This window comes from Colwellia sp. 1_MG-2023 (genome assembly GCF_030546755.1).
GTDB lineage: Bacteria > Pseudomonadota > Gammaproteobacteria > Enterobacterales > Alteromonadaceae > Thalassotalea_H.
Window position 1 is genome coordinate 368,379 of sequence record NZ_JAUOPE010000001.1, and the last position, 12,183, is coordinate 380,561.

Below are 12,183 nucleotides of genomic sequence, written 5' to 3' on the forward strand. Positions count from 1 at the left end.
AGCATGGACGATAAGTATTGAATCCATCCTTTACGGTGATGGTGGTAGTATAGATGCCCCTCTAAAAATTTTCTCTCGTGTACTCCTTCCTGGAATAGCTTTCGTCACCCTCTCTTTATCTTAATTTGGCGCTTTGGTCGTATTTATTGTGGTTGGTTATGCCCGTACTTTTCCGTGGTTGAATTACTGAATGATTTGATGCTAGAACAATTAAATAGAGTAACGTTATGAGAATAAGCACGTTTATTTTAATAAGGAAAAAGACTGCGAATAGAGGAAGTTTAACCAGTCAGTACAAAATTTATCCAGCAGGATAACTTTCAACGGTTTTAGCAAAAAACCTATTGGTTAAGCATTGCATTGCTGACTAATTTGGGTATGATGCGCGACCTTTATTTATGTTGTACTGGAGCTGTAAAAGTTCAATGAGAAAGTTGCTATCTTCCCCTTTAGAAATGCCTTTATCTGAAAGTGAAAATTTTATTTACCAAAATGTTTTAAAATATGTACCAGAACTCAGCCTTAATTTGATGGCAATAAAAGTGGACAAACATCCAGAAGATTTTCTTGGGTGGTGTCATGAGTTACTATCATTATCACGCGATAGCATCAATATGGATTTGCTAGAGCCAGCACAATTACCTAGCCTTAAAAAATTACACGATATCTTAAAAACCAGTATTAGCCGCGCACAAATTAAAATGACTCGAATAGCGCCATGGCCAATATTTTGTCAATTTATTCAGCAACAACATACTGACCACGCCTTAGATGAGCGACTAGCATTATTACAATATATCAGCGAAATTAAAGCACAACCTTTAAGCGAAATGATTGAAGAAGACAGACTCGCTTTTACTGGTAAACATACCAATAAGCACGACATTAGCGCATATAATTTCGACGTAGAATGGTTTGCATCAACTAAAAGCGCAAAAGTATTTCATCAATTATTAATAGATCAACCTCAAGCATTTGATCAGGCGTTAAATAACATTCCGTTAGAAGGAGATGTAACGTTAACGCAATACAACAAGTTTGTAAGCGCTTACCAAGAAATTTTCTCTTCCTACACTTCTGATAAAGCAAATGATAAAAAAGCTCCACTTGCGCCGGCAACACGATTATTAGCAATGCGAAGACCCGATCAATTTATTGCATTAACAGCCAGTAAAATTGAAACCTTCTGCCAAGGATTTTCAATAGCAAAATTTAATAATTTCGATTTTTCAGCGTATTGGCAAGATATGATTGGCACAATCAGAACTTGTGCATGGTGGCATCAACCCTCACCTGAAAATACCCTTGAAAATGAACAAGAGCTTTTCATATGGAAAAATCGCGTGATCTTGCTTGATGTATTCTTACATGCGGAAAAAGACAGTGCTGAAAAATCTAACTATATAAAACTACGCGACAAACCTTTGAAGAAAGCCACAAAGTCACCTGCCGTTACAAGAAAAAGAAGCAAAGAATCAGCCGAAGCGTTAATTGACCGCGCCTTAGCAGATGAAGCATTACCTGATTATTTAGTGAATAAACGTGACACCTTAATTCATCAAGTAAAAGAAGGAAAAACGGTCGAACAAGCCATCTCATTAATGCGAGCTATTTTTGGTTAATCAACAAACTATTTTGTTAACTAGCCATTTGCTAAATGGCCAAATAGTCCAACAATATTTAGCGACTTGATAGCGATTAAATCATAATTCATATCAATGATTTGATCGGTATCAAGTAAGCATCAATCAAAATTGCAGCCGGCTCTTGAACCAAGTAATTTAAGCTCAGATAACGTCAATTGTGAGTAGGTTCATATGAGCGCCGTAAGTTTAGAAGCAGCAACGCAGTTAAAATCGGATTTATATTATCAAGCACAAGGTAACGAAGTTACCCTATTTGAATACGCGAATCAGCATCAATTACCTGTTTTAATTAAAGGTCCTACAGGCTGTGGTAAAACGCGTTTTGTTACACACATGGCTAAAAAATTGAACAAGCCTTTGTATACGGTTTCGTGTCATGATGATTTAACGGCCGCTGATTTAGTGGGTCGCCACTTAATTGGTCCTGATGGCACATACTGGCAAGATGGTCCGCTAACGAAAGCCGTGCGTGAAGGAGGGATTTGCTATTTAGATGAAGTCATTGAAGCACGTAAAGATACTACGGTTGTGTTACATCCCTTAGCAGATGATCGTCGCATTTTACCATTAGAAAGAACGGGAGAACTAATAGAAGCAGCCCCAGGGTTTATGCTAGTGGTTTCCTATAATCCCGGTTATCAAAATTTATTAAAAGGAATGAAGCCCAGTACACGTCAACGCTTTGTCGCCTTACGTTTTGATTATCCATCAATGGAATTAGAACAAGAAATTCTTATTAAAGAAGCCGGTGCAGAGCCAAATTTAGCCTTTAAACTAGTTGAGTTAGCCCAAGCATTGCGCCGTTTAGAGCAAAATGATTTAGATGAAGTAGCCTCAACGCGTTTATTAATTTATGCCGCCAAAATGATGTCTAGCGGGATGAAGCCACTTGATGTTTGCCGTTGTTGTTTAGCTGAACCTCTATCAGATGATCCTGAAACGGTAAAAGCTTTAATGGATGTGGCACGCATTTACTTTGATGAATAACGCTATAGAAATATCGACACTTGAAGATAAAAAACTGCCTGGCGATTTAGCCATGTGGTTCTTTATTTTAGCCGAACTCACTGTTTTTGCGATATTTTTCATTAGCTTTGCTGTTACCGAACAATTAAACCCTGAGATGTTCAGTCAAGGTAAAGCGCAATTACATCCAGTAGCAGGGTTAATAAATACTCTCGCATTGATCACTAGCAGCTTTTTTGTTGCTTTAGCTCTCAATGCCATCCATCAAGGTAAGCGCAAGGTTTCTGTCTCGTGGTTAATCACTGCTCAAGCATTCGCAATTTTATACTTAATCGTAAAAATGTGGGAATACCAATCGTTGTTTAATGTGGGGATCAGTCTAGAAACTAACACGTTTTTTACTTTATATTTTTTAATCACCGCTTTTCATTTTTTACATGTCATTTTAGGCATGATTATTCTTAGTTATATCACCTTTAGAACATACAAAGGCGCTTATCGTAGCAATGTTTCCGGTTTCGAAGCAGGGGCAAGTTATTGGCATATGGTCGATTTATTGTGGATTATTTTATTTCCATTAATCTACGTTATCTAGCATGAAAACAGCTAAACAGAGACAAGTAGCCATGAGTCGTAAACAAATAATTATCAGTTGGTTAAGCTTAATTGTACTAACATTTATATCAGTTTTGGCGAATGATTTTATCGATAATTTTCAGTTATTTATCATAGTGGTCATGTTAATAGTATTCATCAAAGGTCAACAGATCGTCGATACTTTTATGGAATTAAAAACGGCCCCTACCTTTTGGCGATTATTATTGATAAGTTATACGCTATTGATCCCCTTAATTATTTCAATAATTTATCTCATGTAGCATAAAGCCGGAGCATGATTTATGTCACAGACAACAAGTAGATTACATTCCGCAACCCTCTATCAAGCTTTATACTTGGCGAATTTATTGTTATTGCCTGGGGTATCTTTTTTGTTGCTGTTATGGCTGTTTAACAAAAATAAACGCCAAAAAGATTGGCAACGCATTCATTTATATCGAGCCCTCCAGTTTTCAATGCTTGCAGGCATATTACTTGTTTTAATTCCTGTACTTGTCGTTTATGGCGGCAATGCCTTTGAAGCATCTGTGATGGTAATGTTAGTTTATTTTGTCACTATGCACGCTTTATTAGTGCTATTAGGCATGCTAAATATATCGCGTGCTATGGCAAAAAAACTGCCTATTTGTTGATGTAGCGTATTAAAAACTTCCTTTTCGTCACATAGTTTTACACATTCCTAAAAACTTGATTTCCATCAAGTTAAATATTCCTCGAGACGTTTATTATTCATTAGCTTTTATTACTAATTAATAAGGGAAATACCATGTCAGAAAGCTTTACGAAAGGTATGGCTCGGAATATTTACTATGGAGGAAGTGTCTTCTTCTTCTTAATATTCTTGAGTCTCACTTTCCATACAACAAAAGAAATGCCTGAGAGAGACAATCGCGTCAATCTTACCGAGTCTGTAGCGCGAGGTAAGGCGTTATGGGAAGACAACAATTGTGTAGGTTGTCATTCTTTAATTGGTGAAGGTGCTTATTTCGCACCTGAATTAGGTAATGTTTATATTCGCCGTGGTGGTGGAAATATTGATGCTTTCAAAAGCTTCATGAGAGGTTGGATGAATGCTCAACCGCTAAATATTCCTGGCCGTCGTCAAATGCCTAATTTTCATTTGAATGATCAACAAATCGATGATTTAGCTGAGTTTCTGAAGTTTACCGCAGAAATGGATGTTAATGATTGGCCACCAAATGATGAAGGGTAAGTAAGATGAGTACTTTAAAATTTCAATCTCAAGCCGTTGCAAAGCCATACTTTGTATTCGCACTAATCTTATTTGCAGGTCAAATTTTGTTTGGTCTGATCATGGGGTTACAATATGTTGTTGGCGATTTTTTAGCTGGCGCTATTCCTTTTAACGTTGCACGTATGGTTCACACTAACCTGCTTATTGTATGGCTATTATTTGGCTTTATGGGTGCAGCTTACTATTTAATACCTGAAGAGGCTGAAACAGAACTTCATAGCCCCAAATTAGCTATTGCATTGTTTTGGATATTCGCCGCAGCAGGGGTGTTAACCATTTTAGGTTACTTATTAGTGCCCTATTCAACATTAGCGCACATCACAGGTAATGAATATTTCCCAACCATGGGGCGTGAGTTTTTAGAACAACCCACTATAACCAAAATAGGCATTGTAATTGTTGCATTAGGCTTCTTATTTAATATTGGTATGACAATATTAAAAGGTCGTAAAACAGTGATCAATATGGTGCTTTTAACTGGCTTAGTCGGTTTAGCGGTATTCTTCTTATTCTCTTTCTATAACCCTGCCAATATTGCCCTAGACAAATATTTCTGGTGGTTTGTGGTTCACTTATGGGTTGAAGGGGTCTGGGAATTAATTATGGGCGCAATCTTAGCCTTTATTTTAATCAAGACAACGGGTGTTGATCGCGAAGTTATTGAAAAATGGTTATATGTCATTATCGCTATGGCACTTATCACAGGTATTTTAGGAACTGGCCATCACTTCTATTGGTTAGCGACGCCTGAATATTGGCAGTGGGTAGGCTCTATTTTCTCTGCTTTAGAACCTTTACCATTCTTTGCTATGGTGCTTTATGCCTTTAATATGGTGAACCGTCGCCGCCGTGAACATCCGAATAAAGCCGCTACGTTATGGGCACTAGGTACGGCCGTCATGGCATTTTTAGGCGCAGGTGTTTGGGGTTTCTTACATACATTAGCTCCAGTAAACTATTACACACATGGTTCACAAATTACTGCAGCACATGGTCACATGGCATTTTACGGTGCGTACGCCATGATAGTCATGACGATTATTTCTTACGCTATGCCTAAAATTCGCGGGATAGGTGAAGCAAACTGTAATCGTGCGCAAGTATGGGAAATGTGGGGCTTTTGGTTAATGACTGTTGCTATGGTATTCATCACACTATTCTTAACGGGGGCTGGTGTATTACAAGTGTGGTTGCAACGCTTGCCTGAAACAGGTGAAGCATTAAGCTTTATGGCAACGCAAGACAAACTGTCTATTTTTTACTGGTTACGTGAAATAGCAGGTGTGTTTTTCTTAATCGGGTTACTTGCTTATTTTAGAAGTTTCTTCATAAAAGAAAAAATCGCTTAGTGACATGATAGGTTTATAATTTTAATGAAGCTTTTTAATTGAGCTTTCGTTAAGCTTTTTCGTAAGGCCGTGAAATATCACGGCCTTATTTTAAATAATCATAAAAAAAGGCGAGAGAATGAATGATGAATTACCGGTAAAACGAACTAAAAAACGTAAGTTACAAAAAGTAGCAACTTTTATCAGCTATTTTTCTATCCTAACAGCTATCGCTTGTGGGGGTTTCTTAATGATGGTTGATGCAGAAGAAAAAGTGATGCGAGCTAGCTTAGGAGCCACCAGTTTTTTCTTTTTTATGGTCGGGTTAGTGCTTCATACAATCGGCAGTAGTGACTTACCTGATTTAACAATCAACAAATAAATTCTTTCTTTAAAAATATCTCACTATTGATATATATCACATAATTGCCCTTCAAAAATTGTTAAAGTGGTTCCATTATTCACTGAAAAATTAACAGGTTTTTATGGAAGAATGGGTAGGCGAGCTTTGGCACAAATATATCACTCGCAAAGCAAGCACACATTTTGTGGATGCTCAGGTTAATTTTTCAGAAGTCAGTAAATCTATTGGTATGGTTTATCGTGCACTTGGCGGTGAACAAATTAAACGTGTCGAAGCTGCAACACCTCGTGATTACCTAGTTAGAAGAAGTTTTCTTCAAAAAATATCTGGAGAAAACAAACAAATTAGTCTGGCTTGGCAAGACGAAGACAGCCTTAGATTACCAGAATCTTTAGCGGTATTCCCTGCCACTGAATTAAATCACGACCTATACATTTGGCTAGCGATACTTGCTGCTAATCACCATGGTAAATTTAAACATTGGGCGAATGATAATCAAAGTTTAGTCGTAAAAGTACTAAAAAAATATCCAGCCATGAAGCCGCGTTATCAACGGTTAGCGCAAGCTATGGTTGATATTCGCCCGAATGTCGATAAACTTCCACAAAATGAACAAGCGATGGAAAAAGCACTCATTCAAGCAATACTTTCTCCGGGTACTGTAAAGTTTTTTCCTGTAGTAAATTATGCGCCTCAGGCTGTTCATTTATGGCTTTACCCTTCTGCTCATGTTGATCCTCAACTACTACCTGAACCTGAAGAAGTGACTGACATCGCCGAAAATAAAGAGCAAACGAAACCTTTAGCTAAAAGTAAGGCGAGTCGAAAAAAAGCTGAGCGCATTGACTCACCAGAAAGTCGTGACGGCATGATGATTTTCCGCTTAGAAAGCATGTTTTCTTGGAGTGAGTTTTCTAAATTAGACAGAGGAACTGACGATACTGAAGAAGACGATGAACAGTATCAAAGAGTTGCAGAAGATTTAGATCATATCACGCTCTCTCAGCAGCAAAATCAAAAAAGTGCTTCGATAAAAATTGATCTTGACCTACCTTCTGCATCAGAAGATGACATTCCATTAGGTGAAGGTATTTCTCTCCCCGAGTGGAATTATAAAAAACAACAACTCGAAGATGAACGTTGTTTGCTCCAACCTATGCTACCTAAAGATGCATTCCCACAAAAACTACCCGTTAAACTGCAAAAATCAGCCAAAATTATTCAGAGTCAATTTGAACAAATGCGTAATCTACGTTATTGGCTAAAGGGACAAGAGCAAGGTGAAGAGCTCAATTTAAACGCCTGGTTGGATTTTCATGTTGAAAAGCAAATATCTCCGACACAAGACAAAGGGCTCTATCAAACTTTTCGAGGCAATAATCGCGATATATCTACCTTGTTGTTAGCCGATTTATCTATGTCTACCGATGCGTACCTTGATAATGAAAATCGAGTCATAGACGTAGTTAAAGATTCAATGATGTTATTTGCCGAGGCATTAAATAGTGTTGGCGATAATTTTGCCATGTATGGCTTTTCTTCGGTAAAACGAAGTCATGTTAGATTTAGTTTATTGAAAAACTTTAATGAAACATACAATAATGAAGTGCGTGGGCGAGTACAAGCGCTACGACCTGGCTTTTATACCCGTATGGGAGCAGCAATTCGTCAGGCAACTAAAGTAATCAACGAACAAAAAAACAGCCAAAAATTATTATTAATTTTAACGGACGGCAAGCCCAATGATATAGATTATTATGAAGGACGGTTTGGCATTGAAGATACGCATCAGGCGATTAAAGAGGCGACAAAACTTGGTATCAAGCCTTTTTGTATAACCATTGATGTGGAAGCACAAGCTTATCTACCTTATTTATTTGGCAGTGATGGTTTTACCGTTATTTTAAAACCGTCGCAATTGCCTTTACGATTGCCTCAGCTATATCACCAATTAACGAGTCATTAATATGTCGATTAAAATGATCACGTGTTTATTTTGTCAATCGATAAATCGTATCGACGAGCAACAAGCCGAAAAAAAAGCATATGGAAATTGCCAAAACTGTGGCATGCCGTTAAGTAAAGAAACACCAAATAGCACAGGCGCAAGAAAAAAACGCTTTCTGCCCTTTTTCTGGTTTGTGGTGGTATTTTGTCTAGTGATGATCTTTTATCTACCGAGATAAGTTTAGGTACGACAGCTATATGCCGTTTAAAAGAGAGAGCTTACCATCAGGTAACCTTAATAAAGAAACATAAAAAAACCGCCAGAACATGACGGTTTTTATTAAAACATATTGTTGGTAATTAGGTGCTGTTGATCTTTCTCGGTTAAATTTTGTTCGAGATAAAATCGTTTTAATCGCGGCGAGTAGTGTGTAGCCTAGTCATTCTAAGTAAATACTGCTCAACAAAGGGTAAAACGATTTTAGCCGAATCCTTCGGACAGCGTTTGTTGGTCATTTTTAACGGCGTTGCCCCACAAGGATGTGGGGTAAGGTGATTTTGCAGGAGCATAAAGTCTTTATCGCCTTTTTATGTGGAATAACCAAATTACAAAGGCTCTGCCTTGTATAAATACCCAACAAAATGCGGCAAAAACAATCTCGAAAGATCAATAGCCCCTAACTTTGATTTGCTAATTTACACGCGTCAGTGATCTTATCCCACTGACCATTTTCAACCCAATTTTTCGGTGCAACCCAACTACCACCTATGGCAAAACAATTGCCTAATTTCAGATAATCGGCTTTATTTTCTTGATTCACGCCACCAGTAGGACAAAAGCTAGTATCAGGAAATATAGAAGACATCGCACCAATAAATGGTGCACCGCCAGATAGTGATGCTGGAAATAATTTTAATTCATTAAAACCAAATTCACTGGCCAATAATATATCTGCAGTATTTGACACACCTGGCAATACAGGTAAACCACAAGTGGCTAACTCTGCAAGTAAATTAGCTGAAATGGCGGGGGTAATAATAAAGTCAGCACCTGCTTCCTTTGCCCCTTGTAATATCTCTTTAGAAGTTACAGTACCGGCACCAACAATCAGTGACGGAAATGCTTGTTTAATCGCTTTAAGGGCTTCTAATGACGCTTCTGTACGCAGAACCACTTCAATTAAATGTAATCCAGCTTTAACCATAGCATCGGTAATAGCTATACCTTGCTCAGGCGTATCGGCTTGTACTATGGGTAACAAGACTTGCGACGCCATTAACTCTTTAAATGATTTCATGTAAATACCTATAAATTGTTATCAATAATGTAGATAAGATAATGTAGAAATCATCTTAAAGTTGCTGAACAAATTCATTAAACAGGGCTTTAGGTGCGATAGCCCCTTTATGTTGGATAACAAATCCTGCTGCTTTTGACGCCTTATCGACAGACTCAGCAATAGAGGCATTTTCTAAGCGAGCTCCCAAGTAAACACCATTAAAAGAATCTCCAGCGGATGTTGTATCAACAACAGTTTTCACAGGCGTTACTTGATGTAACTCTTTTTCGCCATCTAATATCGTGATCACAGAAGCAGGACCATTTTTAACCACTATTTCTGAAATTTCATACGATTGACAAAAATCGATCACACCTTCAACACTATTAATGCCATATAAGCTGTCAAAATCTTCAACACCAGGCAACGTAATATCCGATAATTTAAATGCTTGTTCATAGGCTTGAATGGTTTCATCTTTATCTTTCCACATACGAGCGCGGTAATTAGGATCAAAAACAATTTTTACCCCGGCAGTTTTAAGTTGTACTACTTTTTGCCAAAAGCTAGCACGATCTTCAGGTTGTATAACCGCTAAAGAAATACCACTAAAGAAAAACATATCGCCGGAAGTCAGTAACTCAGTTGCAGGTTCATCGATAAAATTCATCACGCTTCTTGCCGCAGAATTTTCGCGCCAATACGTGAAACTACGCTCACCTTGATCATCTAATTGAATGGAGTATAAACCAGGAATTTTGTTCTCTGATTGAAACACCAATTCGGTATCAATATTTTCACTTTCAAAATATTTGATCATATCTAGGCTAAAATTATCTTTTCCTACGGCAGTCACCAAGCGCACTTTTACTTGTGGAAAAGTGCGTTTAAGATAAACAGCTGTATTGAAAACATCGCCAGCGAATGATTGTTTCAAGGTATTTGATGACGCTTCTTTTGATGCAGTCATCAACTCAATCATACATTCACCGAATAGAAAAATGTTTTTCATTTACAAAGCCTTATTCACTTTATCTAATATTAATTTAAATGAGATTGATGGCTAAAAGCCATCAACTATTATAGTTTTTGTAACGGTGCAATTTTAGGAATAAGTACCCAAACTGCTAACATCGCAATAACCGCTAACGATGCACCAATAGCAAATACAGTCGTGTAATTTCCGTCTGCTGTTAAAATTGGTACTAAAGAAGTTAAACCAACCACGGCAAGCTTAGCTGCCATGCCAGAGAAACCAGCTAAGGTACCTACTGCTTTTTTACCATAAAGGTCACTTGGCAAAGTTTGCACATTACCAATTGATGTTTGGAAACCAAATAGAATAACCGCCATGATTAATACTGCCGTTGTAGGTCCACCTGGGTTTGCCATAGCAAGTAACGCCGGTAACATAATTAAACAGCCTAAGCTGATTGTCAGCTTACGAGTTTTATCAACATTCCAACCTGCTTTTATACGATTTTGCGCAAGTAAGCCACCAAACCAAGCACCAAACATAGCACCAACATAAGGAACCCAACCGTAAAGACCAATTGATTTAACATCCATTCCGTATACTTCGTTCAGGTAAATTGGTGTCCACGCCACGAATAACCACCAGATTGGGTCAATGGCAGCAGAAGCAATAATAACACCCCAGCTTTGTTTACGTGAAAGTAATTCAGCCGTTGAAGGGCTATATTCTTCTTCATCACATAAAGGTGCATTATCCGAAGCTCTTTGGCCGGTAAGAATGTATTCACGTTCTTCATCAGTGATCCAAGGGTGTGACTTAGGTGGCGCTTTCACTAAAATTAACCAAGGAATTAACCATAACAAACCAATTAAACCAATGATCACAAAAATCATTTGCCAGCTAAAATAAACGGTCATGTAAGCGATAAGAGGGATGGAAATAATACCACCAATTGCCGCACCTGAATTAAAGATACCTTGAGCTAAAGCACGTTCTCTTGAAGGAAACCATTCAGCATTACTTTTGGTCGCCCCTGGCCAGTTACCAGCTTCAGCGACACCTAATATTGCTCTGAAAATACTAAAACTAAGCACACCTTGTGCAAATGCATGTAACGCAGTCGCAATCGACCAAACACCTATTGATAAAACGAAACCGATACGAGTACCAACCCAGTCAAATATCTTACCAAAAATGGCTTGACCAAACGCATATGAAAAAATAAAGACAACCGTGATATTGGCATATATTTGCTTACGCTCTAAAGCAGATTCATCTGGGAAAAGATCTTCGACAATATCTGGCCATAATACGCTTAGCGCTTGACGATCTATATAATTTATAACCGTGGCTAAAGCGATTAATGCAATCACCCACCAACGTAAACCTTTTAATTGCATTATTCCATCCCCTCTGGTTTGCGATTAAGTTCATCTATATCAATATTATCGAAAGTCCCTTCAGGAAGGAAATCGGCACGAGGCGGGCTGAATGTATCAATTAAAATACCGCCGGTTGGACAAGTTGCACCATGATCAGCCCAAGGTGGAATTAAACAACTATCCCCCGCTTTCATGATTTTCGTCACACCGTCAATATTAAAGTGAAATTCACCTTCAACGACATAAGTAACTTGTGAGTGTCTATGGGCGTGATTATAGCCAATAGCGCCTTTCTCAAACCAAATTTTTACTGCCATTAGCTCATGGTTAAAACCTAACATTTGACGTTTTAAACCACCACCAATATCTTCGATTTCAGTTTCTTCACCACTTAAAAAGTGTTCACTACGACTCATAATTA

The 12,183-nt window shown here is 38.0% G+C and carries 15 protein-coding genes and 1 pseudogene; 12 read left to right on the top strand and 4 right to left on the bottom strand.

Features of this window, described 5'->3' with window-relative positions:
• The first annotated feature begins 123 nt into the window (after window positions 1-123).
• The 12 genes and pseudogenes from Q4493_RS17725 to Q4493_RS01640 all read left to right on the top strand — a co-directional run bounded on the left by Q4493_RS17725 (window position 124) and on the right by Q4493_RS01640 (window position 8,836).
• Complete coding sequence (locus tag Q4493_RS17725; protein ID WP_368506776.1) at window positions 124-231, top strand: 4Fe-4S binding protein; 108 nt, start codon at window positions 124-126, stop codon at window positions 229-231.
• Window positions 232-425: 194 nt separating this feature from the next.
• The gene (locus tag Q4493_RS01595; RefSeq protein WP_303448883.1) at window positions 426-1,622 is read left to right on the top strand and encodes a hypothetical protein; all 1,197 of its coding nucleotides are present in this window, start codon (window positions 426-428) and stop codon (window positions 1,620-1,622) included.
• Between the two features lie 195 nt (window positions 1,623-1,817).
• Window positions 1,818-2,633, top strand: coding sequence for a CbbQ/NirQ/NorQ/GpvN family protein (locus Q4493_RS01600; protein ID WP_303448885.1), 816 nt, complete (start codon window positions 1,818-1,820; stop codon window positions 2,631-2,633).
• Window positions 2,626-3,207: a cytochrome c oxidase subunit 3 family protein gene (locus Q4493_RS01605; protein ID WP_303448887.1), complete on the top strand. Its 582-nt coding sequence runs from the start codon at window positions 2,626-2,628 to the stop codon at window positions 3,205-3,207. The genes Q4493_RS01600 and Q4493_RS01605 overlap by 8 nt, the downstream gene beginning before the upstream one ends.
• 31 nt (window positions 3,208-3,238) lie before the next feature.
• The gene (locus Q4493_RS17730) at window positions 3,239-3,490 is read left to right on the top strand and encodes a cytochrome C oxidase subunit IV family protein (protein WP_368506777.1); all 252 of its coding nucleotides are present in this window, start codon (window positions 3,239-3,241) and stop codon (window positions 3,488-3,490) included.
• A 21-nt stretch (window positions 3,491-3,511) separates the two neighbouring features.
• A complete protein-coding gene (locus tag Q4493_RS01610) occupies window positions 3,512-3,862 on the top strand; it encodes a hypothetical protein (RefSeq protein WP_303448889.1) in 351 nt (116 codons plus the stop codon).
• A gap of 134 nt (window positions 3,863-3,996) precedes the next feature.
• Window positions 3,997-4,443, top strand: coding sequence for a cytochrome c (locus Q4493_RS01615; RefSeq protein ID WP_303448891.1), 447 nt, complete (start codon window positions 3,997-3,999; stop codon window positions 4,441-4,443).
• Window positions 4,444-4,448: 5 nt separating this feature from the next.
• Window positions 4,449-5,834 carry a cbb3-type cytochrome c oxidase subunit I gene (locus Q4493_RS01620; protein WP_303448893.1) on the top strand — a complete coding sequence of 462 codons (1,386 nt, stop codon included), beginning with the start codon at window positions 4,449-4,451 and terminating at the stop codon, window positions 5,832-5,834.
• 118 nt (window positions 5,835-5,952) lie between these two features.
• Entirely contained in the window at window positions 5,953-6,195 is a 243-nt protein-coding gene (locus tag Q4493_RS01625; RefSeq protein WP_303448895.1) for a hypothetical protein, read from the top strand.
• A gap of 103 nt (window positions 6,196-6,298) precedes the next feature.
• Window positions 6,299-8,143 carry a nitric oxide reductase activation protein NorD gene (locus Q4493_RS01630; RefSeq protein WP_303448896.1) on the top strand — a complete coding sequence of 615 codons (1,845 nt, stop codon included), beginning with the start codon at window positions 6,299-6,301 and terminating at the stop codon, window positions 8,141-8,143.
• A gap of 1 nt (window position 8,144) precedes the next feature.
• Complete coding sequence (locus Q4493_RS01635; RefSeq protein WP_303448897.1) at window positions 8,145-8,363, top strand: DnrP protein; 219 nt, start codon at window positions 8,145-8,147, stop codon at window positions 8,361-8,363.
• 188 nt (window positions 8,364-8,551) lie between these two features.
• Window positions 8,552-8,836, top strand: a pseudogene (locus tag Q4493_RS01640) (hypothetical protein).
• Here the strand turns inward: Q4493_RS01640 and eda are convergent.
• The 4 genes from eda to Q4493_RS01660 all read right to left on the bottom strand — a co-directional run bounded on the left by eda (window position 8,802) and on the right by Q4493_RS01660 (window position 12,181).
• Window positions 8,802-9,422, bottom strand: coding sequence for a bifunctional 4-hydroxy-2-oxoglutarate aldolase/2-dehydro-3-deoxy-phosphogluconate aldolase (eda, locus tag Q4493_RS01645; RefSeq protein ID WP_303448898.1), 621 nt, complete (start codon window positions 9,420-9,422; stop codon window positions 8,802-8,804). The pseudogene Q4493_RS01640 and the gene eda sit on opposite strands and share 35 nt — an antisense overlap.
• 55 nt (window positions 9,423-9,477) lie before the next feature.
• The gene (locus Q4493_RS01650; RefSeq protein ID WP_303448900.1) at window positions 9,478-10,416 is read right to left on the bottom strand and encodes a sugar kinase; all 939 of its coding nucleotides are present in this window, start codon (window positions 10,414-10,416) and stop codon (window positions 9,478-9,480) included.
• A 68-nt stretch (window positions 10,417-10,484) separates the two neighbouring features.
• Window positions 10,485-11,780: an MFS transporter gene (locus Q4493_RS01655; protein ID WP_303448901.1), complete on the bottom strand. Its 1,296-nt coding sequence runs from the start codon at window positions 11,778-11,780 to the stop codon at window positions 10,485-10,487.
• A complete protein-coding gene (locus Q4493_RS01660) occupies window positions 11,780-12,181 on the bottom strand; it encodes a cupin domain-containing protein (RefSeq protein ID WP_303449094.1) in 402 nt (133 codons plus the stop codon). Before Q4493_RS01660 ends, Q4493_RS01655 begins: the two co-directional genes overlap by 1 nt.
• Between the last annotated feature and the right edge of the window lie 2 nt (window positions 12,182-12,183).

What these genes read in the sequence shown, in the direction of transcription:
- Q4493_RS01595 (WP_303448883.1), top strand. Translation starts at nt 426, where the DNA reads ATGAGAAAGTTGCTATCTTCCCCTTTAGAAATGCCTTTATCTGAAAGT.
- Q4493_RS01600 (WP_303448885.1), top strand. Translation starts at nt 1,818, where the DNA reads ATGAGCGCCGTAAGTTTAGAAGCAGCAACGCAGTTAAAATCGGATTTA.
- Q4493_RS01605 (WP_303448887.1), top strand. Translation starts at nt 2,626, where the DNA reads ATGAATAACGCTATAGAAATATCGACACTTGAAGATAAAAAACTGCCT.
- Q4493_RS17730 (WP_368506777.1), top strand. Translation starts at nt 3,239, where the DNA reads ATGAGTCGTAAACAAATAATTATCAGTTGGTTAAGCTTAATTGTACTA.
- Q4493_RS01610 (WP_303448889.1), top strand. Translation starts at nt 3,512, where the DNA reads ATGTCACAGACAACAAGTAGATTACATTCCGCAACCCTCTATCAAGCT.
- Q4493_RS01615 (WP_303448891.1), top strand. Translation starts at nt 3,997, where the DNA reads ATGTCAGAAAGCTTTACGAAAGGTATGGCTCGGAATATTTACTATGGA.
- Q4493_RS01620 (WP_303448893.1), top strand. Translation starts at nt 4,449, where the DNA reads ATGAGTACTTTAAAATTTCAATCTCAAGCCGTTGCAAAGCCATACTTT.
- Q4493_RS01625 (WP_303448895.1), top strand. Translation starts at nt 5,953, where the DNA reads ATGAATGATGAATTACCGGTAAAACGAACTAAAAAACGTAAGTTACAA.
- Q4493_RS01630 (WP_303448896.1), top strand. Translation starts at nt 6,299, where the DNA reads ATGGAAGAATGGGTAGGCGAGCTTTGGCACAAATATATCACTCGCAAA.
- Q4493_RS01635 (WP_303448897.1), top strand. Translation starts at nt 8,145, where the DNA reads ATGTCGATTAAAATGATCACGTGTTTATTTTGTCAATCGATAAATCGT.
- eda (WP_303448898.1), bottom strand. Translation starts at nt 9,422, where the DNA reads ATGAAATCATTTAAAGAGTTAATGGCGTCGCAAGTCTTGTTACCCATA.
- Q4493_RS01650 (WP_303448900.1), bottom strand. Translation starts at nt 10,416, where the DNA reads ATGAAAAACATTTTTCTATTCGGTGAATGTATGATTGAGTTGATGACT.
- Q4493_RS01655 (WP_303448901.1), bottom strand. Translation starts at nt 11,780, where the DNA reads ATGCAATTAAAAGGTTTACGTTGGTGGGTGATTGCATTAATCGCTTTA.